Origin of the sequence: Streptomyces sp. NPDC006314, assembly GCF_040613075.1 — a bacterium.
Classification (GTDB): Bacteria; Actinomycetota; Actinomycetes; order Streptomycetales; family Streptomycetaceae; genus Streptomyces.
The window spans coordinates 184,960-199,838 of the sequence record NZ_JBEXRL010000005.1 but is presented as its reverse complement, the minus strand read 5'-3'; the positions used below and the strand labels follow the sequence as shown (position 1 = coordinate 199,838).

General features: G+C 69.6%; 15 protein-coding genes and 1 pseudogene. 1 reads left to right on the top strand and 15 read right to left on the bottom strand.

Features of this window, described 5'->3' with window-relative positions:
* Positions 1-2 precede the first annotated feature (2 nt).
* The 9 genes from tatA to ABZ079_RS11235 form a co-directional block, all read right to left on the bottom strand.
* Positions 3-287 (bottom strand): Sec-independent protein translocase subunit TatA, encoded by a 285-nt coding sequence (tatA, locus tag ABZ079_RS11275; protein ID WP_356939168.1) that lies wholly within the window; start codon positions 285-287, stop codon positions 3-5.
* A 249-nt stretch (positions 288-536) separates the two neighbouring features.
* Entirely contained in the window at positions 537-731 is a 195-nt protein-coding gene (locus ABZ079_RS11270; protein ID WP_356939167.1) for a hypothetical protein, read from the bottom strand.
* Positions 732-751: 20 nt separating this feature from the next.
* Positions 752-1,045, bottom strand: a complete 294-nt coding sequence (locus ABZ079_RS11265; protein ID WP_356939166.1) for a hypothetical protein — start codon at positions 1,043-1,045, stop codon at positions 752-754.
* 150 nt (positions 1,046-1,195) lie between these two features.
* The gene (locus tag ABZ079_RS11260; RefSeq protein WP_356939165.1) at positions 1,196-2,224 is read right to left on the bottom strand and encodes a WYL domain-containing protein; all 1,029 of its coding nucleotides are present in this window, start codon (positions 2,222-2,224) and stop codon (positions 1,196-1,198) included.
* 14 nt (positions 2,225-2,238) lie between these two features.
* Positions 2,239-3,240 (bottom strand): WYL domain-containing protein, encoded by a 1,002-nt coding sequence (locus ABZ079_RS11255; RefSeq protein WP_356939164.1) that lies wholly within the window; start codon positions 3,238-3,240, stop codon positions 2,239-2,241.
* 136 nt (positions 3,241-3,376) lie between these two features.
* Entirely contained in the window at positions 3,377-3,748 is a 372-nt protein-coding gene (locus ABZ079_RS11250) for an FKBP-type peptidyl-prolyl cis-trans isomerase (RefSeq protein WP_356939163.1), read from the bottom strand.
* Positions 3,749-3,835: 87 nt separating this feature from the next.
* Positions 3,836-4,834, bottom strand: coding sequence for an FKBP-type peptidyl-prolyl cis-trans isomerase (locus ABZ079_RS11245; protein ID WP_356939162.1), 999 nt, complete (start codon positions 4,832-4,834; stop codon positions 3,836-3,838).
* 143 nt (positions 4,835-4,977) lie between these two features.
* Positions 4,978-6,339: a Pup--protein ligase gene (gene pafA / locus ABZ079_RS11240; protein WP_356939161.1), complete on the bottom strand. Its 1,362-nt coding sequence runs from the start codon at positions 6,337-6,339 to the stop codon at positions 4,978-4,980.
* A gap of 9 nt (positions 6,340-6,348) precedes the next feature.
* Positions 6,349-7,608, bottom strand: coding sequence for an MFS transporter (locus ABZ079_RS11235; protein ID WP_356939160.1), 1,260 nt, complete (start codon positions 7,606-7,608; stop codon positions 6,349-6,351).
* A gap of 248 nt (positions 7,609-7,856) precedes the next feature.
* Between ABZ079_RS11235 and ABZ079_RS11230 the strand changes: the two genes are divergently transcribed.
* Positions 7,857-8,873 (top strand): LacI family DNA-binding transcriptional regulator, encoded by a 1,017-nt coding sequence (locus ABZ079_RS11230; RefSeq protein WP_356939159.1) that lies wholly within the window; start codon positions 7,857-7,859, stop codon positions 8,871-8,873.
* A gap of 65 nt (positions 8,874-8,938) precedes the next feature.
* Here ABZ079_RS11230 and prcA read toward each other — a convergent pair whose 3' ends face one another.
* The 6 genes and pseudogenes from prcA to arc all read right to left on the bottom strand — a co-directional run bounded on the left by prcA (position 8,939) and on the right by arc (position 14,752).
* Positions 8,939-9,676 carry a proteasome subunit alpha gene (gene prcA / locus ABZ079_RS11225; RefSeq protein WP_356939158.1) on the bottom strand — a complete coding sequence of 246 codons (738 nt, stop codon included), beginning with the start codon at positions 9,674-9,676 and terminating at the stop codon, positions 8,939-8,941.
* A gap of 58 nt (positions 9,677-9,734) precedes the next feature.
* A complete protein-coding gene (gene prcB / locus ABZ079_RS11220; protein ID WP_356939157.1) occupies positions 9,735-10,580 on the bottom strand; it encodes a proteasome subunit beta in 846 nt (281 codons plus the stop codon).
* A pseudogene (locus ABZ079_RS11215) lies at positions 10,532-10,724 on the bottom strand (endonuclease domain-containing protein); the annotation flags it as partial. The pseudogene ABZ079_RS11215 and the gene prcB, both read right to left, overlap by 49 nt.
* A gap of 126 nt (positions 10,725-10,850) precedes the next feature.
* Positions 10,851-11,069, bottom strand: coding sequence for a ubiquitin-like protein Pup (locus ABZ079_RS11210; RefSeq protein ID WP_030608326.1), 219 nt, complete (start codon positions 11,067-11,069; stop codon positions 10,851-10,853).
* Positions 11,070-11,241: 172 nt separating this feature from the next.
* Positions 11,242-12,753, bottom strand: coding sequence for a depupylase/deamidase Dop (gene dop / locus ABZ079_RS11205; protein WP_356939156.1), 1,512 nt, complete (start codon positions 12,751-12,753; stop codon positions 11,242-11,244).
* Between the two features lie 232 nt (positions 12,754-12,985).
* Positions 12,986-14,752 (bottom strand): proteasome ATPase, encoded by a 1,767-nt coding sequence (gene arc / locus ABZ079_RS11200; RefSeq protein WP_356939155.1) that lies wholly within the window; start codon positions 14,750-14,752, stop codon positions 12,986-12,988.
* Positions 14,753-14,879 lie beyond the last annotated feature (127 nt).

The following is a 14,879-nucleotide window of genomic DNA, read 5'->3' as shown; positions in this document are numbered from 1 at the left end:
CGTCAGCGCTGGGTCGTGTCCGTCGGCTCGCTGACCGGGCGGGAGCTGGTCACGTCGCCGGGGGCGGCCTGGATCGTGCGCTGAGCCGGAGCGGGCTCCTCGGCGGACTGGGCGGTGCCGGCGGACTGCTTGCCGTCGTCCTTCATCGCCTTCGCCTCGCTCTTCAGGATGCGGGCGGACTTGCCGAGCGAGCGCGCCATCTCCGGGAGCTTCTTGGAGCCGAACACAAGGACGATCACCAGAACGAGGACCAGCAGGTGCCACGGCTCAAGTCCGTTGCGGAACATAAATCTTCACCTTCTCATCGAGGCGGGCATGTCCGGCAGGTCGGACAGTTGTCCGAACGTCATGCTGGCTGCGATCGTAACGCCTGGGGGTGAACGCGGGACAATCCCAGGGCGTACTCCTGCTCTGCGGACCGCGCCTCTTTCTCGGGCCGCGACCAGCAGCGTACCTGGCCGGGTGGGCAAGGTGACAGGGCGAAGTGACCGACAGCGCACGGGCACCGGGGACGCGCCGGCCATGCGGGGCGGCCCTCACAGCGTGTCCACGGCGCGCGCCGCGCTCAGGGCCGCCCGCTCCAGATCCTCTGCCGCCCTGTTGATGCGGCGCGCGGAGGCCTCCACCTGCTGCCCGAGGCGTCGCGCCTCCAGGAAGACCCGGACGGCGAGCACGCCGAGGACGGCGAGACCCAGGAAACCCACGGCTACCGCGAACATCGGCCAGAACATGACGTCGAGCCTAGACCGTCCTAGACCGTGGAGTGCAGCCGCAGGGTCCTGACACCGCCGCCGGTGAGCAGTTCGACGATGCGCTCCCCCGCGGGCTTGCGCACGGCGGCACCGCACTGGGGGCAGGTGAACGAGTAGAACGTCGTCCGGCTGGTGGCACCGATGGCGAGGCGCAAGGCGCTCGCGGCGAGTTCGAAGCGGCCCCGGCAGTCCGGGCAGCCGGCCCGGAACACCACGGGGACCACTCTCCTCATGCCGGCGAAGGCGGCCGCCACCGTCATCTCACCCGCACCGGACACCGGAGACTCGCTCACAGCCCTCGCTCCTCATTCCCTGGTCGTTCGCCTTCGGGGCGCCGCAGCCTGAGTCGAGGGGCGACGGCGCTCAGCCCTTCGTGCCTCCGCGCTCCTCCACGCACACGCGGGCAACCCCCATGCGCCTCGGCACCGGCGCGCCCCTGCGGCTCACTCCCGACCCTCGTGTCGGCCATCGCCACCCCACACCGTGTCCGGCGGGCCGTCGTACGCCGCCAGTGCCTCGCGGGCCGACCGGCGGGCGCTGTCGGCCAGCTCGGGCGGGGAGACGATCCGGCCGTCGCGGCCGAGCCGCAGCGCCAGCCGGCGCAGGGAGGCCGGATCGGGGGTGCGCAGAGTGATACGGAGCCCGCCGTCGGGAAGCTCATCGGCGCTGTCGTGCGGGTAGTACTCGGCGACCCAGCGGCCGCCGGGGCCGACCTCGACCACGACCTCCGGATCCTCGGCGGCCGGCTGCACCAGGCCCTCGGAGAGGTCGCGCAGCTCTATCTCCGGCGGCGCGGACGGCTCGTCGAGGACCTTGATCTCGGCGACCCGGTCGAGCCGGAAGGTGCGCCGGGCCTCCGAGCGCCGGCACCAGGCCTCGACGTAGGTGTGGCCGACACTGACCAGGCGGATCGGGTCGATCTCGCGCTCGGTGACCTCGTCGCGGGCCGGAGAGTAGTAGCGGATCCACAGCCGACGGCGCTCGGAGATGGCCCGGTCGACGTCGGCGAACACCCCGCCCTCGGACTCGAAGGTCACCGACAGGCGGGAGCTGGCGCCGGCGGCTTCACCGGCAGCGGCCTCCACCTTGGCGGTGGCCCGCAGCAGGGCCTGGCGGTCGCCTTCACGCAGGCCCGGCAGCGTGGAGACCGCACGGGCGGCCACCAGTAGCGCGGTGGCCTCGTCGGCGGCGAGCCGCAGCGGCTCGGCCGCCTCCTCGCCGAGCGCGGCCGGGTTGTGCCACCAGATGCGCTCGCCGTCTGTGTCGATGTCCAGCAGGTCGCCGCCACGGAAGCTGGTGCCGCACATCGGCAGCAGATCGAGGTCGGCGACCAGCTCGTCCTCGGTGATGCCGAAGGCCCGCGCGACGTCCGCGATCCGGGCGCCGGGGCGCTCCCGGAGGTAGGTCACCAGGGACAGCATCCGCCGGGTCTGGTCGATGGCGTTCGCGGGCCTGACCGGTTTGCCTGCCACAGTTCTGCTCCCCCTCAGCCCTTGGCCACGGCACGCAGCCGGTCCACCACATCGGCCCGCAGCTCGGCCGGCTCCAGGACCACCACGTCCGGCCCGAACTCCACCAGCCAGGCGTCCAGGCCGTGCCCGTACGGAATCTCCAACTCGTCCCAGCCGTCGCCGAGGTCCCGCACCCTGGTGGCCTTCGCCCGAAGGGGGAAACCGGCGCCGCAGCGGAGCCGGATCAGCGCCGAGCGGTCGGCGATCTCACCCGCCCAGCCAGCGACGGTCTCACGCACGGTGACGACGTCCGGCACGGGTGCGGTGAAGCCCGTACCACGGGAGCGGACCCTGCCGGTGATCCGGGAGAGCCGGAACACACGCTCGGCACCCCGGTCGCGGTCGAAGCCGGCCAGGTACCAGTGGCCGCGCCAGCACTCCAGCGCCCACGGCTCGACGTGCCGGGGCTCGGGGTGGGCGGCGGAGGCCTTGCGGTAGTCGAAGACGACCGGGCGGCGGTCACGGCAGGCCAGCATCAGCGGCTCGAAGGCGGCCTCGTGCACCGGGATGCGCGGTTCCAGGGCACCGTGCGCCTCGTACGGGTCGACGTCCTCGGGGAGGCCCGCGGCGCGCAGCTTCTGCAGGGCGCCGCTGGCCGCGCCGGCCAGGCGGGCCTGCTGCCACACCTTGGCGGCCAGGCCCAGGGCGGCGGCTTCCTCGGCGTCCAGGGTGATGGGCGGCAACCGGTTGCTGCCACGGCGGGCGAGATAGCCGACCTCGCCGTCGATATTCTCGACGGTCTCGATGACCAGGCCCAGCTCGCGCAGGTCGTCCTTGTCCCGCTCGAACATGCGGTTGAAGGAGTCGTCGGAAGCGGCCGCACCCTTGTCCGGCCTGGAGGCCGCACCCTTGTCCGGCCTGGAGGCCTCGACGTATGCCTCAATGGAATCGCGCAGCTCGCGCTTGCTGAGCGGCCGCCGGGTGCCGAGCAGGCACAGCGCGAGGTTCATCAGCCGCTCGGCCTTGGCAATGGCCATCGACGCCCTTCGCCTCCCCTATGGTGCTTACGACCGATGACCGTACCGCTCCGCAGTGCGGTGGCAAAGCCGAGGGCCCATGCCCGAACAGGCATGGGCCCCAGCTGATCGGATCCGGTCGGACCCCGCCGGTGGATCAGACCCCGAGCAGGTCCACCACGAAGATCAGGGTCTCGCCGGGCTTGATCGCCGGGGTCGGGCTCTGGTTGCCGTAGGCGAGGTGGGCGGGGATGGTCAGCTGGCGGCGGCCGCCGACCTTCATGCCCTGCACACCCTTGTCCCAGCCCTGGATGACTCGGCCCGCGCCCAGCGGGAAACGGAACGGGGTGCCCCGGTTCCAGCTGGCATCGAACTCCTCGCCGGTGCTGAAGGCGACACCCACGTAGTGGACGGTGACGGTCTGGCCCGCCTGCGCAACCGGCCCGTCGCCCTCCCAGATGTCCTTGATCTCGAGGTCCGCCGGGGGCTCGCCGCCCGGGAAGTCGATCTCAGGCTTCTCGATGCTCACGTCAAAAGCTCCTGCTTGTGTACGACACGAAACGCCGACAGTCTTTCATCCCCGCAGCGCTTCCGCCCGCCACGGCCGGCCCGCGCCCTACATCGCGGCGAGGATGTCCACGGTGAACACGAGGGTGGAGCCCTTCTTGATCACTCCGCCGGTCGGCGGGGTGTCGCCGTAGCCCAGCTCCGGCGGTACGACGACCAGGATCCGGCTGCCGACCTTCTTGCCGGTCAGGCCCTGCGCCAGCCCCTTGACCGTCTGCTGCATCTGTTCGATCGAGAACTGGCTGAGCCGGCCCGAGCCATAGGTCTGCTGAAACGTCTTGCCGCTGTCCCAGACCAGGCCCTGGAACTGGCACAGGACCGTCTGTTCGGCCTTCACCTCGGCGCCGTCGCCTTCCAGGACGTAGGCCGACACGAGCTTCTTCGGCGGGTCCGTCTTGGGGACGGTGACCTTGGGCACCTTGCCGTCGGTGTTGGTGGCCACCTTCGGCAGCACCGCGTCGCTCTGTGCGGCCGGCTTGCCCTTGGCGGAGCTCTGGGAGTTGAAGGACTCGACCAGATCGATGACGAACACCAGAGTGTCGGTGCCCTTGATGCCCGCCTGCGGCTGGCCCGACGTGCCGTAGCCGTAGGTGGGCGGTACGGCGATCTCGATCCGGCTGCCGGTCTTCTTGCCCGTCAGGGCGTACCGCCAGCCGTCGATGATGGTGCCCTGGGCGAGCTGCATGAGCAGCGGGCGCCCCCGGTCGTAGGAGTTGTCGAAGACCTTGCCGGTGTCCCAGATCTGGCCCAGGTAGTTCGCCAGGATGAACTCGTTCTGCGCGACCGTGCGGCCACTGCCCGCGATCAGCGTCTTCACCGCGAGGTTCTTCGACGGCTCCCCCGTCCCCTTGGCGATGGTCGGCTTCTCGCCGAACTTCGGGCCCGCCGTGATCGCCGGCAACGGCCCGTCCACGATCTTCGGCGGGGGTGCGCTCGAGGGCGACGGCGAGGCGCTGACCTTGCTGGATCCGGACTTGTCGTCTCCGCATCCGGCGAGTGTGACCAGTCCGGCGGGGAGGGCGGCGAGGAGGAGTGAGCGTCGGCGCACGGAAGAGCCTCGTTATCGGTCGATCTTGTGGATGGCGTGCGCGCAACTCTACGGCGTAGGGAGGGCGCCGTACCGGAAACGTACGGCGCCCGTGTGGCGTTCCGGCATTTCGGTGCCCAAACGCTTGACTCACCCGCTTTTCACTACATTCCGGCGATCAGCTTCTCCACCCGGTCGTCCACCGAACGGAAGGGGTCCTTGCACAACACGGTGCGCTGTGCCTGGTCGTTGAGCTTCAGATGTACCCAGTCGACGGTGAAGTCCCTGCGCTGTTCCTGCGCCCGCCGGATGAAGTCGCCGCGCAGCCGGGCGCGTGTGGTCTGCGGCGGAACCGACTTGCCCTCGAAGATCTTCAAGTCGTTGCAGATCCGAGCGGCTTGGCCCTTCTTCTCCAGCAGGTAGTACAGGCCACGACGACGGTGGATGTCGTGGTAGGCGAGGTCTATCTGAGCGACCCGCGGATGCGACATCGTCATGTTGTGCTTGGCCCGGTACCGCTCGATGAGCTTGTACTTCATGACCCAGTCGATCTCGGTGGCGATCCGGTCCAGTTCCTCGGCCTCGATCGCGTCGAGGGTGCGGCCCCACAGCTCCAGGACCTGCGCGACCGTGCCGGTGCGGATGCCCCGGCGGTCGCAGAAGTCCACGGCCTTGTCGAAGTATTCGCGCTGCACCTCCAGCGCGGAGGCCTCCCGGCCGCTGGCCAGGCGCACCTTGCGCCGGCCGGTGATGTCGTGGCTGACCTCGCGGATCGCCCGGATCGGGTTCTCCAGCGTGAGGTCGCGCATCACGGTGCCCGCCTCGATCATGCGCAGCACCAGGTCGGTGGCGCCGACCTTGAGCAGCATGGTCGTCTCGGACATGTTCGAGTCGCCGACGATGACGTGCAGCCGGCGGTAGCGCTCGGCGTCCGCGTGCGGTTCGTCGCGCGTGTTGATGATGGGCCGGGAGCGGGTCGTCGCCGAGGAGACGCCCTCCCAGATGTGCTCCGCGCGCTGGCTGACGCAGTACACCGCGCCGCGCGGGGTCTGCAGCACCTTGCCCGCCCCGCACAGCAGCTGCCTGGTCACCAGGAAGGGGATGAGGATGTCCGCGAGCCGGGAGAACTCCCCGTGCCGCGCCACCAGATAGTTCTCGTGGCAGCCGTAGGAGTTGCCCGCCGAGTCGGTGTTGTTCTTGAAGAGGTAGACGTCGCCCGCGATTCCCTCCTCGTGCAGGCGTCGTTCCGCGTCCACCAGGAGTCCTTCGAGAATGCGCTCGCCGGCCTTGTCGTGGGTGACCAGTTCGGTCACGTTGTCACATTCGGGTGTCGCGTATTCCGGATGTGAACCCACGTCGAGATAGAGCCGGGCGCCGTTTCGCAGAAAAACATTGCTGCTGCGGCCCCATGACACGACACGGCGGAAGAGGTACCGCGCCACCTCGTCAGGAGACAGGCGGCGCTGTCCCCTGAACGTGCATGTGACGCCGTACTCGTTCTCCAGCCCGAAAATGCGGCGGTCCATGAGTGAACATTACGCCCGATCCCCTGAGCTGAAACGGGGTTCGGCAGCACGATTTGGATCATTTTCCGATGAAGCCGCAACGACCGCGCCCCGCGCGGGAGCTGCGAGGACCCCTCCGGTGGCGAGCAGGACCAGCAGGGACACGGCCCCCGCCGCCCCCGGCAGCGCGAAACCCCACAGCGTGCCACCGGTCTGGACCACCGGCCCCGCCAGGCCCGTTCCGACCGAGGCGCCCACGGTGAACGTCGTCACAAGCCAGGAGAAAGCCTCGGTGACGGTCCCGGTCGGAGCGTGCCGGTCGACGATGATGAACGCACAGGCGATGCAGGGCGCCAGGAAGACCCCCGAGACCACGCTCAGCAGCACCATGGCGACCGCGCCCGGCATCAGCATGAGCGGCAGGTAACACACCGCCAGAAGCGCCACCAGGACACGCAGTCGCCGCTCGGGCGCACCGGCCCACTGGCGGGCACCGTACACCGTGCCGCCGACCAGCGCCCCGAGACCGAGCCCGGCCATCAGCCAGCCGTAGACCGCGTCACCGCCGTGGCCGTCGGCGTACGACACCGAGGCGACCGTGATGGAGCCCAGCGCGATGCCGACGAACAGGAAGGCGGCGAGCAGCGCCAGCAGGCCGGGCGAGCGCAGGGCGCCCAGCCAGTGCGCCTCGCGCGGAGCCGAGCGCCACGCGCGCGAGGGCGGTGAGACGACCACGCAGAGCGCCCCCAGCACGCCCAGCAGGTTCAGCACGAGCAGGGCGGCGCGCTCGTCCCACAGCGACGCGCACAGGGTCACCAGCAGCGGCCCGACCGTGAACATGATCTCCTGCGCGACCGCGTCCATGGCGTACGCGGTGTGCACCTGCTCCTCGCGGCGCAGCACGGTCGGCCACAGGGCCCGCAGCCCGCCCTCGAGGGGCGGGGTGAACAGGCCGGCCGCGGCGACGGCCGCGTAGGCGAGCGGGAGCGGGTCGGTGCCGGAGAGGGCGAAGACCGTCATGGCGAGCGCCGCGAGCACCGCGGCGGGCAGCTGCACGCGCGGCTGGCCGTACAGGTCCACGAGCCGGCCCAGCACCGGCTGGCCGACCGCGTTGGCGACGCCGTACACGGCCGCGAGGGCGCCCGCGAGGCTGTAGGTGCCGCCCTCGGCACGGACGAAGAGGACCAGGGCGATCGCGGCGGTGGCGTTGGGCAGCCGGCCCACCAGAGTGCCGGTGAGCAGCCGCAGCGCGTGCCGCGCCCGCAGGATCTCCAGGTATCCCGTGGCCATGTCCTGCCCTCCAGGGGCTCGCCGGGACGCCTCGACGAACCGAAGTGTTACGTATAACGTCCGCTCCCATACGTACCATGTGCGCTGTTCACCCGTCCAGACGACGGAAGCGAGCCGGAGGGCGCGCCGGTGTCCGGGGCGCGAGCGCGCGGATGCCCGAGGGGCTGAGCGCGGTCGCGGCCTCGAGACCGGCTGGAGCGCCGGAGGCGAACGACCGGAAGAACCACAAGAAGAGGAGCACGCCCACGGTGGCACGCAGCAGCATGCGCCCGACCAGCCGTGACGTCGCCCAGGCGGCCGGAGTATCCCAGGCCGCCGTCTCGCTCGTGCTGGGCGACAAGTGGCGCGGCCGGGTCTCGGAGGCCACCGCCGAACGCGTCCGGGAAGCCGCCCGTGACCTGGGCTACCGCCCCAATCTCGCCGCTCGCAACCTCCGCCTCGGCCGTACCCGCACCGTCCTGCTCGTCGTCCCGGCCCTGACCACGGAGTTCTTCGCCGGCGTCTACACGGGCGCGGCCCGCGTCGCCGCGGCGCACGGCTTCGGCGTCGTGCTCTACCCCTCCCCCGAAGGCGTCGGCCCCGCCCGCGACCCCTTCGCCTCCGCACAGGCCGCGCTGGACGGCGTCATCGCCTCCTCCATGGCAGCCGACGCCCTCACCGCGATCCGCGGCGACCAACTGCCCCTGGTCATGCTCGACAGCGACCCCGAGGGCAGCCTGGGCGCCGCCACCGTGAACCTGGACATCACCGACGGCGTCCGCCAGGTCGCCGAGCACCTGCTGGGCCTGGGCCACCGCCGCGTACTGCACCTCGCCGCCGACGTGCCCTCCTGGACCTTCGAGGTCCGCGCGCGGGAGCTGACCGCGCGCCTGGCCGCGGTCCCCGGCACCGAGGTCCGTACGGCCGCCGCCCCCATCTCGATCGAGGGCGCCCTGGCCGCCACCGAGGCCGCCTTCGCCGCCCCCGGCCCCCGCCCGACGGCGGTCGTCTGCGACGACGACAAGCTCGCCGCGGGCGCCTACAAGGCGCTGCGCCGCCTCGGCCTGCACGTCCCCGAGGACGTCTCCGTCACCGGCCTGGACGACCTCGCCCTCGCCACCGCGCTCGATCCCGAACTGACGACCGTGCGACTGGACGCCGAGCTGTTCGGCGAACGCGGCATGCACGCCCTCCTGGCCGTCCTCGACGGCCGGGAGCCCGAGCGTGAGGACATCCCGGTCGAACTGGTCGTCCGGGGCTCCACGGCGCCGCCACCGGCGGCCTGAACGCCGTGTGCCCCGGCCGGGGGAACCGGCCGGGGCACACGGAAACGCGACGCCGGGGTGGCGGGTTACTCCTCCTCGGAGCTCTCCGCCTCGGTGGACGCACCGCCCGCCTCGAGCAGACGGCCCAGCTGGCGGCCGACGATGCGCTTGAACTTGCGCTTCTGCGGACGCGTTCGGTCGAGCACCGCGACCTCCAGGCGTTCGGCGGGGATCTCCCGCTCACTGCCGTTGGTGTCCCGGGACAGAGCCTGCACGGCCAGCTTGAGCGCCTCCGCCAGGCTCATGCCGTCGCGGTGACGCTGGTCCAGGAAGCTGCTGATCTGCTCGGCGTTGCCCCCCACCGCGACCGAACCGTGCTCGTCCACGATGGAACCGTCGTGCGGCAGCCGGTAGATCTGGTCGCCCTCGGGGGTCTCCCCCACCTCGGCCACCACCAGCTCCACCTCGTACGGCTTCTCGGCCGCCGAGGAGAAGATGGTGCCCAGCGTCTGGGCGTAGACGTTCGCCAGGCCGCGGGCTGTCACATCGTCACGGTCATAGGTGTAGCCCCGCAGGTCGGCGTAACGGACGCCGCCGATGCGGAGGTTCTCGTACTCGTTGTACTTGCCGGCGGCCGCGAAGCCGATCCGGTCGTAGATCTCGCTGAACTTGTGCAGCGCGCGGGACGGGTTCTCCCCGACGAACACGATGCCGTCGGCGTACTGCAGCACGACCAGGCTGCGGCCCCGGGCGATGCCCTTGCGGGCGTACTCCGCCCGGTCGGCCATGGCCTGCTGAGGTGAGACATAGAACGGCGTCGACACCGGTTATCCGTCCCTTTCTGTCATGGTCACTGGATCACCTTGAGAACCGGGCCCGCCCTCAGAGCAGGGCGGCCTTCGGGCCGTCCGGCTCCTCCAGACGCCGCTGGAGCACCGCACGGGAGAGCTCGGAGGACTCGCCCTCCGAGAGCCGGCGGAAGCCGTCCTCGGTGATCACGGTGATGATCGGGTAGATCCGGCGGGCGACATCGGGACCACCGGTCGCCGAGTCGTCGTCTGCCGCGTCATAGAGGGCCTGGACCACCAGCGTGGTGGCCTGCTCCTCGGTCAGGTCCTCGCGGAACATTTTCTTCATCGCACCACGCGCGAAGATCGAACCGGAACCCGTCGCCGCGAAGTTGTGCTCCTCGGAACGGCCACCCGTGACGTCGTAGGAGAAGATGCGGCCCTTCCCCCGGTCCACGTCGTACCCGGCGAAGAGCGGGACGACGGCCAGTCCCTGCATGGCCATGCCGAGGTTGGAACGGATCATCGTCGACAACCGGTTCGCCTTGCCCTCCAGCGACAGCTGGGCACCCTCGACCTTCTCGAAGTGCTCCAGCTCCAGCTGGAAGAGCTTGACCATCTCCACGGCGAGACCCGCGGTGCCGGCGATACCGACGGCCGAGTACTCGTCCGCCGGGAAGACCTTCTCGATGTCCCGCTGGGCGATGACGTTCCCCATGGTCGCCCGCCGGTCACCGGCGAGCACCACGCCCCCGGGGAACGTGGTGGCGACGATCGTCGTCCCGTGCGGCGCCTCGATCACGCCCTGCGTGGGCGGCAGCTGCCGGTTGCCGGGCAGCAGCTCGGGCTGGTGCTCGGAGAGGAAGTCCATGAAGGAGGAGGACCCTGGCGTCAGGAAGGCAGCTGGTAGACGCCCGGTGCCACGAGTATTGGCTTCCACAAGTTTCCTTCCACATAGGCAGCAGTCCGGCGGACGGGCCCGGGACTTCTCTCCGAACCTGCCGATGGCCGAATTGCAGCTGAAGCACGGTATGCCACGGACCTTACCCGGCTCGTGGCGGTGATCCACATGCCCGGCCAAGGCCTTTCCCCGCGACGAAGACCGCCCGCGGCCCGGACTTCTCCGGCCGCGAGCAGTACTCCCTCGACCGCTCGTTGGCCACTCACGACTCCCGCACCCTCGAACCCTGGATCCGAAGGCGGAAGAGGCTTACTGCCCACCCTTTTGCACGAAGGAACGCACGAAGTCCTCCGCGTTCTCCTCCAGGACGTCATCGATCTCGTCCAGGACGGAATCCACGTCGTCACTCAGCTTCTCGTGCCGCTCCTTGAGGTCCTCCGAAGCCTGCGCGTCCTGCGCCTGCTCCTCGACCTCCTCGGTGGAGCGCGTCGCCTTCTGCTGGCCGCCGCCCGTGTCCTTGGTTGCCATAACCCTCACCCCGCTCAGTTCGCCTGCCGATCGGTGATGATCAGACCCTACAAGCCGGGTCCGACATCGGCCCCGCAGTTTCCACAACGTGCGGGGGCCACCTCGATGATTCCCGGGCGGTGGGTTTTCCACCCTGTCCGCCCGGGGCGGTACGGGTACCCGCTGATCGCCTTCAGCTGCCGGACAGGACCCTGACCAGGTCTTCCGCGGTACGGCAGCGGTCCAGCAGCTCCTTGACGTGATTTCGCGTTCCGCGTAGCGGTTCCAGGGTTGGAACGCGCTGCAGCGAATCCCGGCCGGGCAGGTCGAAGATCACCGAGTCCCAGCTCGCCGCGGCGACATCGTCCGCGTACTGCTCCAGGCAGCGGCCGCGGAAGTACGCGCGCGTGTCCTCCGGCGGCTTCGTGCGGGCCCGCTCGACCTCGGCCTCGTCCAGGAGGCGCTTGATGCGCCCGCGGGCCACCAGGCGGTTGTAGAGGCCCTTCTCGGCCCGCACGTCGGCGTACTGGAGGTCGACCAGGTGCAGCCGGGCGGCGTCCCAGTCGAGGTCGTCGCGGCGGCGGTAGCCCTCCATGAGTTCTCGCTTGGCGACCCAGTCCAGTTCGCCGGCCAGGCTCATGGGGTCGTTCTCCAGCCGGGTGAGGGTGTCCTCCCAGCGGCTGAGGACGTCCTTGGTCTGGTCGTCGGCGTCGGCGCCGTAGCGCTCCTCGACGTACTTGCGGGCCAGCTCGAAGTACTCCATCTGCAGCTGGACCGCGGTCAGGGTGCGGCCGCTGCGCAGGCTGACCAGGCGCTTCAGCGAGGGGTCGTGGGAGACCTGGTGCAAGGTGCGCACCGGCTGGTCGACCGCGAGGTCCACCGCGATGAATCCGTCCTCGATCATGGACAGGACCAGGGCGGTCGTGCCCAGCTTGAGGTACGTGGAGATCTCGGAGAGGTTGGCGTCGCCGATGATGACGTGCAGGCGGCGGTACTTCTCCGCGTCCGCGTGCGGTTCGTCGCGGGTGTTGATGATCGGGCGCTTGAGCGTGGTCTCCAGGCCGACCTCGACCTCGAAGTAGTCCGCTCGCTGACTGAGCTGGAAACCGTGTTCGTGGCCGTCCTGGCCGATGCCGACGCGGCCGGCGCCCGCGAAGACCTGGCGGGAGACGAAGAAGGGCGTGAGGTGGCGCACGATGTCCGAGAAGGGGGTCTCCCGCTTCATCAGGTAGTTCTCGTGCGTGCCGTAGGAGGCGCCCTTGTTGTCGGTGTTGTTCTTGTAGAGGTGGATCGGCTGGGCGCCGGGGAGCTGTGCGGCCCGCTCGGCGGCCTCGGCCATGATCCGCTCGCCGGCCTTGTCCCACAGGACGGCGTCGCGGGGGTTGGTGACCTCGGGGGCGCTGTATTCCGGGTGGGCATGGTCCACGTAGAGGCGTGCGCCGTTGGTGAGGATCACGTTGGCGAGGCCGATGTCCTCATCGGTGAGCTGGCTGGCGTCGGCGACCTCCCGGGCGAGGTCGAATCCTCGCGCGTCCCGCAGCGGATTCTCCTCCTCGAAGTCCCAGCGGGCCCGGCGGGCCCGGTGCATCGCCGCCGCGTAGGCGTTGACGATCTGGGACGAGGTGAGCATGGCATTGGCGTTCGGGTGGCCGGGGACGGAGATCCCGTACTCCGTCTCGATGCCCATTACTCGCCGTACGGTCATGCGGCCCTCCTTGCCCGGCGGCACCCTCGGTCGTGGGCGCCGCTCAAGTACCGCCGGCGCTTCGGTGCATGTGCGGTGCCCGTCCCCGCACTGCGCGACTCGGCGGCAGGAACGAGCCTAGAACGCCTTTGCGCTGGTGGGGAGATCATTTGCGTCATTGGCTGCTCCGGTCGTGGCCTGAAAAACAGAGGGCTGCGGGTACCCGCTGAGGGCACCCGCAGCCGCCCTGCCGTTACAGGTACTGACCGGTGTTCGCCACCGTGTCGATGGAGCGTCCGGTGTCGGCGCCCTGCTTTCCGGTGATGAGGGTACGGATGTACACGATCCGCTCGCCCTTCTTTCCGGAGATGCGGGCCCAGTCGTCCGGGTTGGTGGTGTTGGGCAGGTCCTCGTTCTCCTTGAACTCGTCCACGCAGGCCTGGAGGAGGTGGGAGACGCGGAGGCCCTTCTGGGTCTTCTCCAGGAAGTCCTTGATCGCCATCTTCTTGGCGCGGCCCACGATGTTCTCGATCATGGCGCCGGAGTTGAAGTCCTTGAAGTAGAGGACTTCCTTGTCGCCGTTGGCGTAGGTGACCTCCAGGAAGCGGTTCTCCTCGGATTCGGCGTACATGTGCTCCACGGCCGTCTGGATCATGCTCTGGACGGTGGTGGCCTTGTCGCCGCCGTGCTCACCGAGGTCGTCGGCGTGCAGCGGGAGACGCTCGGTGAGGTACTTGCCGAAGATGTCCTTGGCCGCCTCGGCGTCGGGGCGCTCGATCTTGATCTTCACGTCGAGCCGGCCGGGCCGCAGGATGGCGGGGTCGATCATGTCCTCACGGTTCGAGGCGCCGATCACGACCACGTTCTGCAGGCCTTCCACGCCGTCGATCTCGGCGAGCAGCTGCGGGACGATGGTGTTCTCCACGTCCGAGCTGACACCGGAGCCGCGGGTACGGAAGAGGGACTCCATCTCGTCGAAGAAGACGATCACGGGGGTGCCCTCGCTGGCCTTCTCACGTGCACGCTGGAAGACCAGGCGGATCTGCCGCTCGGTCTCGCCGACGTACTTGTTGAGCAGCTCGGGACCCTTGATGTTCAGGAAGAAGCTCTTGCCGGCGGCCTGACCGGTGACCTCGGCGACCTTCTTGGCCAGCGAGTTGGCGACGGCCTTGGCGATGAGCGTCTTGCCGCATCCGGGCGGGCCGTAGAGCAGGACGCCCTTGGGCGGGCGCAGCTCGTGCTCCTTGAACAGGTCCGGGTAGAGGTACGGCAGCTCGACCGCGTCGCGGATGGCCTCGATCTGGTTGCCGAGGCCGCCGATCTGCTCGTAACCGATGTCGGGGACCTCTTCGAGGACGAGCTCCTCGACCTCGCTCTTGGGTACGACCTCGTAGACGTAGCCGGAGCGGGGTTCGAGCAAGAGGGCGTCGCCGGCGCGGATGGTGACGTCCAGCAGCGGCTCGGCGAGCCGTACCACCCGTTCCTCGTCGGTGTGCCCCAGCACGAGGGCACGCTCGCCGTCCTCGAGGATCTCCTTGAGGGTGACGATGTCGCCGACACGCTCGAACTCCATGGCGTCGACCACGTTGAGCGCTTCGTTGAGCATGACTTCCTGGCCGCGCCGCAGCTCTTCCAGCTCGACGCTCGGGCTGACGTTCACCCGGAGCTTGCGGCCGCCGGTGAAGATGTCGGCGGTGCCGTCCTCGTTCGCCTGCAGGAAGACCCCGAAGCCGGCCGGCGGCTGAGCGAGCCGGTCGACCTCTTCCTTGAGGGCCACGATCTGGTCGCGGGCCTCGCGGAGGGTGTTGGCCAGTCGTTCGTTCTGGGCGGACACGCCGGCCAGGTTGGTCTGCAGCTCGACGATCCGCTCTTCGAGAATCCTCGTGTGTCGCGGAGAGTCGGCGAGCTTGCGTCGCAGGACGGCGATCTCCTGCTCAAGGTAGGCAATCTGCCCGGCCGGGTCGTCGGACCCTCGTCCCGGGCGGATGCCGCGGTTCATGTCGTCGTCGTGGGCTGCCACGGTCCTCACCTCCTCCAAGGGGAGCTGGACGCTTCCAGACCCTACCTGGGTGGGTGTCGATTGAAACCCCTAGATCACAAAGACTGTCAAGGTGTGTCGTCGGTCACCCGGTGCGCTCTCCCTCGCA

What these genes read in the sequence shown, in the direction of transcription:
- ABZ079_RS11270 (WP_356939167.1), bottom strand. Translation starts at nt 731, where the DNA reads ATGTTCTGGCCGATGTTCGCGGTAGCCGTGGGTTTCCTGGGTCTCGCC.
- ABZ079_RS11235 (WP_356939160.1), bottom strand. Translation starts at nt 7,608, where the DNA reads ATGGCCACGGGATACCTGGAGATCCTGCGGGCGCGGCACGCGCTGCGG.
- dop (WP_356939156.1), bottom strand. Translation starts at nt 12,753, where the DNA reads ATGACCGTACGGCGAGTAATGGGCATCGAGACGGAGTACGGGATCTCC.
- tatA (WP_356939168.1), bottom strand. Translation starts at nt 287, where the DNA reads ATGTTCCGCAACGGACTTGAGCCGTGGCACCTGCTGGTCCTCGTTCTG.
- pafA (WP_356939161.1), bottom strand. Translation starts at nt 6,339, where the DNA reads ATGGACCGCCGCATTTTCGGGCTGGAGAACGAGTACGGCGTCACATGC.
- ABZ079_RS11210 (WP_030608326.1), bottom strand. Translation starts at nt 11,069, where the DNA reads ATGGCAACCAAGGACACGGGCGGCGGCCAGCAGAAGGCGACGCGCTCC.
- ABZ079_RS11255 (WP_356939164.1), bottom strand. Translation starts at nt 3,240, where the DNA reads ATGGCCATTGCCAAGGCCGAGCGGCTGATGAACCTCGCGCTGTGCCTG.